The organism is Telluria sp. ZB2R32 (genome assembly GCF_059685715.1).
Genome location: NZ_JCASIG010000011.1, coordinates 1 through 11,438, shown reverse-complemented (window position 1 = coordinate 11,438; position 11,438 = coordinate 1). Strand labels below are relative to the sequence as shown.

Annotated in this window: 11 protein-coding genes and 1 rRNA gene; 4 read left to right on the top strand and 8 right to left on the bottom strand. The window is 65.0% G+C overall.

What is annotated here, in order from left to right:
* The first annotated feature begins 127 nt into the window (after nt 1–127).
* Nucleotides 128–1,321 (top strand): M20 aminoacylase family protein, encoded by a 1,194-nt coding sequence (locus AC56LG_RS23620; RefSeq protein ID WP_497168478.1) that lies wholly within the window; start codon nt 128–130, stop codon nt 1,319–1,321.
* A 132-nt stretch (nt 1,322–1,453) separates the two neighbouring features.
* On the opposite strand, the gene AC56LG_RS23615 is transcribed toward AC56LG_RS23620, so the two are convergent.
* Nucleotides 1,454–2,353 carry an NAD(P)-dependent oxidoreductase gene (locus AC56LG_RS23615; protein WP_497168477.1) on the bottom strand — a complete coding sequence of 300 codons (900 nt, stop codon included), beginning with the start codon at nt 2,351–2,353 and terminating at the stop codon, nt 1,454–1,456.
* Nucleotides 2,354–2,470: 117 nt separating this feature from the next.
* Between AC56LG_RS23615 and AC56LG_RS23610 the strand changes: the two genes are divergently transcribed.
* Together AC56LG_RS23610 and AC56LG_RS23605 are read left to right on the top strand one after the other, a co-directional pair.
* Nucleotides 2,471–3,064 carry an acyloxyacyl hydrolase gene (locus AC56LG_RS23610; protein WP_497168476.1) on the top strand — a complete coding sequence of 198 codons (594 nt, stop codon included), beginning with the start codon at nt 2,471–2,473 and terminating at the stop codon, nt 3,062–3,064.
* 127 nt (nt 3,065–3,191) lie between these two features.
* The gene (locus tag AC56LG_RS23605; protein ID WP_497168475.1) at nt 3,192–4,622 is read left to right on the top strand and encodes a DHA2 family efflux MFS transporter permease subunit; all 1,431 of its coding nucleotides are present in this window, start codon (nt 3,192–3,194) and stop codon (nt 4,620–4,622) included.
* Between the two features lie 18 nt (nt 4,623–4,640).
* Here the strand turns inward: AC56LG_RS23605 and AC56LG_RS23600 are convergent, their stop codons facing one another.
* The 6 genes from AC56LG_RS23600 to AC56LG_RS23575 form a co-directional block, all read right to left on the bottom strand.
* A complete protein-coding gene (locus AC56LG_RS23600; protein ID WP_497168474.1) occupies nt 4,641–4,949 on the bottom strand; it encodes a hypothetical protein in 309 nt (102 codons plus the stop codon).
* Nucleotides 4,950–5,019: 70 nt separating this feature from the next.
* Complete coding sequence (locus tag AC56LG_RS23595; RefSeq protein ID WP_497168473.1) at nt 5,020–5,787, bottom strand: phosphatase PAP2 family protein; 768 nt, start codon at nt 5,785–5,787, stop codon at nt 5,020–5,022.
* A complete protein-coding gene (locus AC56LG_RS23590) occupies nt 5,787–7,430 on the bottom strand; it encodes a phosphoethanolamine transferase (protein ID WP_497168472.1) in 1,644 nt (547 codons plus the stop codon). The genes AC56LG_RS23595 and AC56LG_RS23590 overlap by 1 nt, the downstream gene beginning before the upstream one ends.
* A 104-nt stretch (nt 7,431–7,534) precedes the next feature.
* Entirely contained in the window at nt 7,535–8,770 is a 1,236-nt protein-coding gene (locus AC56LG_RS23585; RefSeq protein WP_497168471.1) for a sensor histidine kinase, read from the bottom strand.
* Nucleotides 8,757–9,446 (bottom strand): response regulator transcription factor, encoded by a 690-nt coding sequence (locus AC56LG_RS23580; protein WP_497168470.1) that lies wholly within the window; start codon nt 9,444–9,446, stop codon nt 8,757–8,759. The genes AC56LG_RS23585 and AC56LG_RS23580 overlap by 14 nt, the downstream gene beginning before the upstream one ends.
* A gap of 51 nt (nt 9,447–9,497) precedes the next feature.
* Nucleotides 9,498–11,015 carry a hypothetical protein gene (locus AC56LG_RS23575; RefSeq protein WP_497168469.1) on the bottom strand — a complete coding sequence of 506 codons (1,518 nt, stop codon included), beginning with the start codon at nt 11,013–11,015 and terminating at the stop codon, nt 9,498–9,500.
* Nucleotides 11,016–11,045: 30 nt separating this feature from the next.
* Between AC56LG_RS23575 and AC56LG_RS23570 the strand changes: the two genes are divergently transcribed.
* Nucleotides 11,046–11,225, top strand: coding sequence for a hypothetical protein (locus AC56LG_RS23570; protein ID WP_497168468.1), 180 nt, complete (start codon nt 11,046–11,048; stop codon nt 11,223–11,225).
* A 119-nt stretch (nt 11,226–11,344) separates the two neighbouring features.
* Here the strand turns inward: AC56LG_RS23570 and rrf are convergent.
* Nucleotides 11,345–11,438: ribosomal RNA gene (gene rrf / locus AC56LG_RS23565) — 5S ribosomal RNA — on the bottom strand; the annotation flags it as partial.

Here is an 11,438-nt window from a genome sequence, read left to right as displayed (position 1 = left end):
ATACTTTAGCTGATTCGGCCGGGGTCGGTGCCTCAGGCCGTTACCGGGAGTGGATTTCCGATGTTGAGGCGGGCTACAATCTGTGTATAGACCTTGCAATCATGTCCATGCAAACAGGGAGAACAAGATGAGACTCGTGGAACCTATCCTTGCATTCCAGACCGAACTGGAACAAATCCGCCGTGATTTACACGCCCATCCGGAACTCTGCTACGAAGAACAGCGTACCGCCGACGTCATCGCTGCGCGCCTGGAAGACTGGGGCATTCCCGTCGTGCGCGGACTGGGCGGCACCGGTGTGGTCGGCATGGTCAAGAACGGTACGTCCAGCCGCGCAATTGGCCTGCGCGCCGACATGGATGCGCTGCCGATGCAGGAGCTCAACACATTTGACCATGCGTCGCGCCATCCCGGCAAGATGCATGCATGCGGCCACGACGGCCATACCGCGATGTTGCTGGGTGCAGCGCACTATTTGTCGCGTCATCGCAACTTCGACGGTACCGTGTACCTGATTTTCCAGCCGGCCGAAGAAGGCGGCGCCGGCGCGCGCCGCATGATGGAAGATGGGCTGTTCGACCAGTTCCCGATGGAAGCGGTGTACGGCATGCACAACTGGCCCGGCCTGCCGGCGGGCAGCTTCGGCGTGATCCCGGGGCCGATGATGGCCTCGAGTAACGAGTTCCGCGTGATGGTGAAAGGCAAGGGTGCGCACGCGGCCCAGCCGCACCGCGGCATCGATCCGGTGATGGTGGCGGTGCAGATCGCCCAGGCCTGGCAGACGATCGTTTCGCGCGAAAAGAATCCGCTCGATACGGCAGTCTTGTCGATCACGCAAATTCACGCCGGCAGCGCCACCAACGTGATTCCGAACGAAGCGGAAATGATCGGCACTGTGCGCACCTTCTCGACCGAGGTGCTCGACCAGATCGAGCGCCGCATGGAGCAGATGGCGAACGGCATCGCTGCCGGTTTCAATGCGCAGATAGAGTTCGGCTTCAAGCGCAACTATCCGCCGCTGGTCAACCACCCCGAACAGACCGCGTTTGCCATCGAGGCGATGCGCGCGGTGGTGGGCGCGGCCAACGTGAATACCGCGGTCGAACCGACCATGGGCGCCGAGGATTTCGCCTTCATGCTGCAGGCGAAACCGGGCTGCTACGTTTTCATCGGCAACGGCGACGGCGAACACCGCGCCGGCGGGCATGGTCTGGGGCCGTGCCAGCTGCACAACGGGAGTTATGATTTCAATGACCAGCTGCTGCCGATCGGGGCGAGTTATTGGGTACGTTTAGTCGAGACGGGGTTGCCGACGGTTTGAGGTTTGCCGTGCGGTTGATCACACGGTGATCCGCGTGGGCACAAGTGCCACCCTACGTTACGCCACAGCTGCGGGCTTGTAGGGTGGACACTCGTGCCCACGCGGTCGTACCCATGCACACCGCAACGCCAATTATGGCAACACATCCGGCCCACTACCCACCCTGTGCCCTGGATTGATTCGTTCTAACGCCAATAACGCCGCGGCGTGATCCGCATTGCCCAACTCCCCTTCGATCGACTCGTAACTGCGCGCCGCCGCCGCCGTCAGCGGCAGCACCAGCCCCGCCTCCCCCGCCGCGGCCAGCACGTTGCGCATGTCCTTCAACTGGCTTTTCACCTGCCCGCCCGGAATAAAATTGCGCTCCAGCATGCGCTGGCCATGCAGTTCGAGGATGCGGCTGCCGGCAAAGCCGCCGCGGATCGCCTCCCGCACGGCGGCCGGGTCGGCGCCGGCTGCCTGCGCCAGCAGCAGCGCTTCGGCCACGATGTTGATGGTGGCGCCGACGATCAGTTGATTGCACAGCTTGGCGACCTGGCCGCTGCCGGCCGGCCCCACCAGCTGCGCCGTGCCGAGCACGCCGAACACGGGTGCAGCATCGTTGAAATCGTGCAGGCTGCCGCCGGCCATGATGGCCAGGGTGCCCGCCTCGGCGCCCGGCACGCCGCCCGACACCGGCGCGTCGAGAAAGCGCATGCCCTGCCCTGCCAGGCGCGCATGAAAGGCCAGCGCTTCGTCATGGCGTGTGGAACTCATGTCGATCCACAGCGTGCCCGGCGCCATGCCGGGCAAGGCCGCGTCGATCGCCGCACCGACGACCGGCCCCGCTTCCAGCATCGAGATCACGATGGCGGCGCCGGCCACGGCCTCGTCGATGGACGCGCAGGCAGTGGCGCCGGACTCTGTTAGAACCTGTACCTTGGCGGCGGTCCGGTTCCACGCGCGCAGCGTCAATCCCGCTTGGGCGAGACGGGCTGCCATCGGCCGGCCCATCAGGCCGATACCAAGAAATGCGACAACGAATTGGGCCATATGGTTCCTTTCTACGAGTTGATGAACGAGCACGTGCGTGCGCAGCGCGTTTTTGTTGGTACCAGTACAATTATTGAATGCGCCAGCGTGGACTGGCGTCTACTTATGAAAGCAATTATGTTCTCTAATAAAAAATTTGGGGCCATGCTCGGCATGGCCGCTGCCCTGCTGGTGGGCCAGGCCAGTGCTGCCGGTTATCAGGACGCAGCTGGCACGCAGTCTGCCGGCGGCAACGGCTGGATCGACTCGGCCTCGTTCGAATTCGGCACCGGACCGAAAGTGCGCCTGGCGCGCATCGCCGTGCAAAAGAACTGGGAACGCCAGTGGTTCGCCTCGAACGGGCGCCACCTGGGCGGTTACTGGGACCTGTCGGCCGCCTACTGGCGCGGCACTGCCTACCGCAACGTGCCCGGCCAGCACCAAAACCTGGCCGTGGTCGGCATCACGCCGGTGGCGCGCTACCAGCGCGACGACAAGCTCGGCTGGTATGTCGAGGGCGGCATCGGCGCCAACCTGTTCTCGGAGTTGTACAACAACGACGACAACCGGCTGTCGACCGCCTTCCAGTTCGGCGACCACGTCGGCGTCGGCTATGTCACGCCGACCGGATGGGATTTCGGTGCGAAGATCCAGCATTATTCGAACGCCAGCATCAAGCGTCCGAACAGCGGCGCCAATTTCCTGGTCTTCGGCGCGCGCTACAAGTTTTAATCATCAAGCGGGCGCCGTATGGACGGTCCTTACAGGCCGTGTCCTCTTGAAAATCGGCATCGCATGATTTATGTGACAATCCAGACAAGCACGCGCGCCGCGCGTGCCAGTGTCGGATGAGGCCCGTTTGGATAGTTCCACCGTCAAGACCTATTTGCCCTGGCTGGTCGCCACTGCCCTGTTCATGGAGCAGCTTGACGCCACGGTCGTCAATACCGCGATTCCGAGCATCGCAGCGAGCCTCGGGGTCACGCCGCTGAGCCTGAAATCGGTCGTCACCAGCTATATCCTGGGGCTGGCCGTCGGCATTCCCGTCAGCGGCTGGATGGCCGACCGCTTCGGCACGCGCCGCGTGTTTCTGATCGCGATCGGCATTTTTACACTGGCTTCGGTGCTGTGCGGCCTGGCGCCCAATGCCCAGCTGATGACGGCCGCGCGCCTGCTGCAGGGCCTGGGCGGCGCGATGATGATGCCGGTCGGGCGCCTGGCGATCGTGCGCACCTTTCCCAAGGCCGAACTGCTCGGCGCAATGAACTTCGTCATCATCCCGGCACTGATCGGCCCGCTACTGGGACCGACCGTCGGCGGCCTGATCGTGCACTGGGCCTCGTGGCGCGCGATTTTTTTCATCAACGTGCCCTTCGGCCTGATCGCGATGTACCTGGTCTGGCGCCACATGCCGGACTACCACGGCGACGCGCGCCGCCCGCTCGACGTGCTCGGCCTGATCCTGTTCAGTTCCGGCACGGCGATCCTGTCCTGGCTGCTGGAGATATTCGGCGAACATACCCTCGGCGCCACCACCATGGCCCTGATGCTCGCGCTGTCGATCGGCCTGCTCGCCGCCTATGCCTTGCACGCGAATCGTATCGAGTTCCCGCTGCTGCGCCTGGCCCTGCTGAAAGTGCGCACCTTCCGGATTTCCGTGGTCGGCGGTTTCGTCACGCGCCTCGGTATCGGCGGCCTGCCCTTCCTGTTGCCGCTGCTGTACCAGCTCGGGCTCGGATTGCCGGCCTGGCAGTCGGGTCTGCTGATGATGCCGTCGGCCGCCGCCGCCATGGGCATGAAGATGATCGCGCCCAAGGTGCTGGCGCGCTTCGGCTACCGGCAAGTGCTGGTGTTCAATACCCTGTGCATCGGGGTGACGATTGCCCTATACGGCATGGTCGGGCGCGAGACGCCGCTGGCGGTGATCGTCCTCATCAGCCTGATGCAGGGCTTTTTCAATTCGCTGCAGTTTTCCAGCATGAACACGCTGGCGTATGCCGACATCGAAGCCGGCGACACCAGCATGGCGAGCACGATCTCAAGTTCGTTCCAGCAACTGTCGATGAGTTTCGGGCTGGCCGCGGGGTCGCTGGTCACCGCCTGGTTCCTGGGCCGGGTGCCGCAAACGAACCAGGTGCTGGTGGCCGGCGCCCTGCATCACGCGTTCTGGGCGCTGGCCATCATGACGGTGCTGTCGGCCGGGATTTTCTGGAGACTGCGCAAGCAGGATGGCGACAGCATCAGCCGCGGCCGCGCCGTCGCCAAGGAAGCGGAGCCGGTCGCGCAATAGCGCGCACAATAACGTGCTTCAACCGGCGGCGGCCGCCGGCTCGGTCGTCAGACGCACCAGCAATTTCTGGCGGTTGTTCATGACAAAATTGACGAAGGTGTGTTCCTTGAGCGCCAGGCGCATCAGTCCGGGCAGCAGCGGATAGCAGAACACGGCGACCTTGCGCACGGCATCGTCATTCGCCAGCGCCGCACGCGCCGCCGCTTCGCTGCCGCCGAGCATCGGCATCAGCGCGGCACGGTGGCGGCAGACGATGGCATTGAAGGGGGCGGCGAGCTTGTCGGCCAGGCCGGCCGGGTCAACGCTGTCAGACATATGTTCAGACATAAGTATCTCCAAGGAAAGAGAACCGGGAAATCATGCGCGCTGCGCCTCCAGCCATGCTGCGCTAGCGCAATCAGCCTGCGTCTTCAAGCGCCTCGTAGGCAGGCGCCACTCCCATGCGCCGCCGCGGTTGCCACTGCACGGCGGCGACGATCGCCAGTACGACCGCACAGGCGAGCCAGATCGACCACAACGTATGGGTCAGGAAATGCGCGCCACGCAATTGCTGCATCCAGCCGACCAGGCCGCCGAACAGCATCGCGGCCAGCGCCACCTGGTGCGCCCGCCGCGGCCAGGCAGGCAGCCAGTAAACGCACAGCGACACCAGCCACAGCGCACTCGACGCATGTCCCGCCGGCAGGCAGTGGCCGGCCGCTATGCCCGGCGGCAAGGCCTCGAACAGGCGCAGGTAAGGTGCGGTGCCGCCATAGCGTGCCAGGTCCCAGGGACAGTGGGCGACGCTCGCCTGCTTGAGGGTACTGATCACCATGGGCACCAATACCGCCGAAAGCCCGACCACGCGCAAGCGCAGGCGGTCGAGGGCCGTCCGCCCTGCGCGCGGGCGCCATGCGTCGCGAGCGGCGGCAAGGGCGAACCAGGCCGCCGCCAGCGTCAGCACCCCTTTCAGGATGGTGTGATTAAAAGTATCGGCCAGCCAGGTATAGCGCCAGGGAAAGGCGTGGATGCTGCTGTCGTAGAAGGCGTCGGCCAGGGCCAGGTCGAGGTCGGTGGCGCGGCCGATCCAGAGGATGACAAGGGCGGTGACCGCCAGCCAGGCGCACAGGCGCAGGAGCTGAAGCGCGCTGAGCAGGCGCGCTGGCGTATCGACGAGGGTGCGCATCAGGAGGGAGTCCGGGTACAGGCGCGGAACAGGTCCAGCTTCGGATTGAGCACCGCCGTGTTCACGTCGAGCATGCCGAGCACCGAGTGAAACACGTTATCGTGCGACATCGGCTGGTCGCGGCGCGCCATCAGGCAGGTACGGTCGATGCCGAAGCGCTGGCTGAAACCGTCCGACATCCATAGCATCATCGGCACGTGGGTCTGCTCGCTGGGCGCGAACAGGTAGGGGGCGCCGTGCAGGTAGATGTTGTTCTCGCCCAGCGACTCGCCGTGGTCGGAAAAATACAGCATCGCCGTGTCGACGCCCTCCAGCGCGGCGCTTGCGCGCAGCAAGTCGATCGTCTTGCTCAGGAAATAATCCGTGTAGAGAATCGTGTTGTCGTAGGCGGCTTCGATCGATGCGCGCGAACACTGTTCGAATTCGTTGGTCGTGCACACCGGGCCGAAGCGGCCGAACCCACTCGGGTAGCGGCGCGCATAGGCCGGGCCATGGCTGCCCTTCTGGTGCAGCACGATGACCAGGTCGCGCGTACTGTTGCGAATCAGCTCCGGCAGGCCGGCGAGCAGGCGTTCGTCGTGGCATTCGTCGCCGTCGCAGAAGGGGTCGCCGGGCGTGGGCTGCGACAGGTCTTCGAACGCGACGCGGTCGCAGACGCCCTTGCAGCCCGAATTGTTGTCGCGCCAGAGCACCTGAAAGCCGGCGTGCGCCAGCACGTCCAACAAGCCTTCCTGGCTGGCGGCCCGGGTGTCCGAATACTGCGCACGGCCGAGCGCGGAAAATACGCAGGGGACCGAGACGGCGGTCGCGGTACCACAGGATGCGACCTGCGAAAAATTCATCAGGCCGGGTTGACGCGCCAGCAGCGGATTGGTCTGGCGCCGGTAACCGTTGAGCGAAAAGTTTTTGGCGCGTGCCGTCTCGCCGACCACCAGGATCGTCACCGTGCGCCGCTGGTTCCCGGTCCAGGCCCTCCCCCGTATCGCATCGCGGCCGAGCGGCGCCACCACCAGCGGCGTACGCCACTTGTTGCGCAGGTAGCCGTGCAGCGCCTGGATCGTGTTGGTCGGTGTGAGCAGGAAGCGCAACTCGCGGTGTTCGCGCACGGCAGGCGCCAGGCTTTTGAAGAGCAGCACCAGCAGCAGCAGCGCCAGCGCCAGCGATCCGCCGGCGATGCCCGCGCGCGTAAACAGGCCACGCAGGCCCTGCGGAAAGCCGATATCGGCGCGCGCGATCAGCCAGGCCGGCAGCAGCCCGAGCAGGCCGACGCTGAACACCATGTGCCAGTTGAGGAGTTCGCACGCTTCGCGCGTATCGGTCTCGAACACGTTCTGCATCATGGCCTTGTCGATCACCACGCCGTAGTTGGCGATGAAATAGCTGGCGCCCGCCGCACACAGGACGAGCACGATCAGGACCGGCTTGGCGACGAAACGGAAACTGGCCAGCGTCAGGAAGGCGTTGAAGAACAGGGCAACGATAGCAAAGGCGCCCAGCAGGGACGGCAGGTTCGCGGGGCGCAAGCCGCCGACGGCGCGCGCCAGGGCCGACCAGAAGGGTACGTTGCCGGCCGACGCGAGCAGCATGGCCACGGCCAGGGTAAGGAAAGGCGCGCTGATGCGCCGGGCAAGCAATTTGTTCAACGTCGATCCATCGATGCGGCGCGGCCGGGCTTGGCCACGCATGCAACGAGGATAGCGAGGGCCATCTCAAGCCCCGGTCAGCCCGGCGTTAAGCACGCGTGAAATCAGTCGTGGAATGCGATGCTGAAGCGGCTGCCGCCGCCTGGGCGCTCTTCATAGCGCAGCATGGCGCCCAGGTATTCGCAGATGCGCAGCACCAGCGACAAGCCAAGTCCGGTGCCGGCCGAGTCGCGCGACGGGATCGTACCCAGGGCGGCGCCGGGCTGGGCCAGGGTCGCGCGCACCGCGGCGGGCAGGCCGGGGCCGGTGTCCTCGACCACGACACGGCCGGGTTCGAGCGTGACGACGACGCTGCCCTGCTCGGTGTACTGGCAGGCGTTGCGCACCAGGTTGCCGATGGCGGCGGCGCACAGTTCGGCGGGCGCCTGGACCGCAAAGGCGGGGCCGCCGCGGTAGTCCAGCGTGACCGGTTTAGTCGCGACCAGCGGCCGATAGCGCTCGGCTTCGCGGGCGGCGATGGCGTCGACCGCGACCGGCGCCAGGCGTTTCAGTTCGGGTTCGCGCGCCAGCAGCAGCAATACCGTGACGCATTCGGCCGCCTCGTGCGCGGCGCGGTAGATGCGCTCGGCCGGCGCGCGTGTCGTTTCGTTGGCGGCATTCGTCATCAGGATCTCGGCCGCGCCCATGATCACGGTCAGCGGGCTGCGCAGTTCGTGGCTGACGTCACCCGTAAAAAAGCGTTCGCGGTCGAGGAAGGCGCGCAGTTCGGCTGTATGCGCTTCGAGCGCGCGTGCCAGGATGCCGAGTTCGTCCTTGCGCTCCTGCAGCGGCAAGGGAGAATGGCCGCGGGCGACGGCGTCGGCCAGTTCGCGTATCGGGTTGACCACGCGGCGGGCGATAAAACCGCCGAGGGTGGCCGCCAGGACCAGGAAGCCGATGAAAAAGGCGGCGAACATCGAGTACACGACCAGTTCGACCTGCTCGTAATCGCTTTCGTGGTCGACCACGACATAGGCGCCGTGGGCATCGGCGCCGGAGAGCACGTGCAGCCCAACGCCGTCGACTTCGATTTCGCTGACGCCTGGCGGCAAGCCGCGCAGCGACAGCGGGATGGCCTCGCCGCGATGAAAACGCAGGCCCGCGGGCAGGTCGACCACCAGGCCGGCCGCCTGGCGCGGCAGCGACCATTTCGCGACCTCGTTCAGGCGGTTGTCGACCAGGTGCACTTCGATGCCTTCGACCGCGACCGCGGCCAGCACCGCGAAGAACAGAGAAAGCACGACGCCAAAGGCGACAAAGGCGACGACGATGCGCCGGCGCAGCGAATCAGCCGGCTGCATCGGGAAGCACGAGCCGGTAGCCGACGCCGGGAACCGTCAGCAGCATGGGATAAGTAAAAGGCTTGTCGATGGCCTGGCGCAGCGCGTGGATGTGGGTGCGCAGCGCGTCGCTGTCGGGGCGGTCGTCGCCCCACACGGCTTGTTCGAGGATATCACGCGAGACGATGCGCGGCGCGGCTTTGAGTAAAGCGTGCAGCAGCACGTAGCCGGTGCGGGTCAGGTTGACCGGCTGATTCTCGCGGCTGGCTTGCTGGGTGTCGGGATCGAAGACGAGTTCTCCGAAGCGCAGCTTGCTGCTGCCGGCATGGCGCCCTTCCGAGCGGCGCACCAGCGCTTTCAGACGCACTTCGAGTTCGACCAGGGAGAAAGGCTTGACCAGGTAATCGTCGGCGCCGCTGTCGAAGCCGGCCACCTTGTCGCCCAGGCTGTCGCGTGCGGTCAGCATCAGCACCGGCGTCGGGATCGACAGCTCGGTGCGCAGCTTCTGGCACAATTCGAGGCCGTTCAGGCCGGGCAAGCCGATGTCGAGCACGATGACGTCGTAATCGTTTTCCGAGGCCAGGCCCAGGGCGGCATACCCGTTGCGGGCGGAATCGAGGACGTGCCCTTTCGGCTCGAGGAAGCCGTACAGGTTGGCCAGGATATCCGGATGGTCTTCGACGATGAGAATGCGCATGCAGCTATTGTAAAGCGGCCGGCCGCCTGGCGCCGGTCAGGCGTAATCGCGTCACTCCACCGATTCCGCCACCGCAACCGGTTTGACTTGCGGTGTGCGCCTCTGCTGACGCCGGCGCAGCGCGATCGCCACCGCCAGCAGCGCACCCGTACCGAGGCCGGCCACCGGCAGCGGGATCACGGAAGGGTCGCCCTCGGCCTTGAAACCATTGCCCTGGAATGCGGTGGGAAACGGGCGCTCGCCGACCGGGACGATCTTCCAATCGGCCTGGTCGGCCGGCACCCGTGCGCGGAACTCGTCGAACGAGAACACCGGGGCCGAGCCCATCACACGGCTCGAAGGGATTTGCGGGATGCGCACCAGCACGATGGCCTCGACGTCGTCGCGCAGTTGCTGCTCGTAGGCGGACAGGTCGCGCTGCGGCTTGCCGCTGACGATGTTCAGCAAGTCCTGGCCGATGGCGTCGAAGGCAACCGCAGGCAAGAGGCGGGTCTGCTCTTCGTTCAGGTAATCGTAGATCTTGCGGCCGCTGGTCAGACTTGCCTCGCTGGCCGAGACGTAGGCGTAGGCAGCGACGGACTTCAGGGGCGCAGTCGGTCCGCGCTCGGGGATGCCCCAACCGAGCGCCTTGAAGACGTCGACGCTGATGCCGGCGCAGTTCGCGGCGGCGTGACGGTAGCGGAAGTCGTGCCGATAAAAATGATTGAACACGCGCTGGACGCCACCCTGGTAGGCGGCCGCAGTGCGCGCGTGGTTGAGGACCGCGACCAGCATGTACGAGGGACGATAGTATTGCTGGCCGCTGTTCAGGTCCATCAAATAGTTATCCATCGGGACCGTGGCAGCGACGATGCCCTTCTCGCTGACCGAGTCCAGGTTATAAAAATTGTTGACGGCCCAGCCGGACCAGTCGCCCTTCTCTCCCAGGCGACCGGTAGCGATGGCGAAGTGGCCGCCGAGGGATTCGTCGTCGTCGCCCTGGGCGCCGTTCAGGACGACGCCGAGGACCGGCTTATCGGTCCAGGCGCGCGCCTGGCCCGGGTGGCGTTCCCACAGCAGGCGCGTCTCGATGCCCTGTTGCTCCTTGACCGGCGCGCGCACGAAATCGGTAAGTTCGGACGCCTTTTTCAGGGGTTCCATTTTCAGGCTGACGGTGTCGAGGCCGAAGTCGGCGGGCCAGATCGTGCGGGCGGTGAAGGTCGTGCGGCCATCCACCTCGTTCGCCGTGCCGCGCATGCGCAGCGCGCGCCCTTTGAAATAATTGGCACTGGCGCTGTTGAAGTAGGAGCGGTTGGTGGACAGCTGCGGCACGAGTCTGAAGCCGAGCTCCTCGCCGGCAGCGGTGCGCACGCCCTTCCCTCCCGGCAAGAGAGTGGCGTGTTCGAGGATGCTCGGCGCGCCGATCCAGGTGACCGATGGATGGGCCAGCCGCGCGGCATCGGACGTTGCGGCCCACTGCGCGACGTCGGTGTTGCGGTCGACGCCTTTGCTGAGGCCGGCTGCCGTGGCCGCGCTGGCCGGTACGGCGATTACCTCGTTTTCGAAGTACCACAGGTTTTGCCTGGCCACGGCACAGTCGGCGCATTTACCGGTACGTAAATGAAAGCTATCGGCGGGCAACAAGCCGATGTACTCGTCTTTCAGTGCACCTTTGAGACCTGCGGCAGAACTGATGGCATTGGCATTGCCCGCCAATGTGGCGATACTAACGACGGCAATACCCAGGAGATGTCGGCGCATGCTGCTTCCCATTTCGGCAAAGTTAAAAACTTAGCTTAATGATGCCGCAGAGAATTGATTTAAGCCATTAAAAACGTGCGTGCGCGCAACAAGAGACAAAACCACGAGACGAAAAAAAACCCGCTGACATTAATCAGCGGGTTTTTCTCTTATAACTAGCCTGACGATAACCTACTTTCACACTGGTTGCAGCACTATCATCGGCGCAAAGTCGTTTCACGGTCCTGTTCGGGATGGGAAGGGGTGGGACCG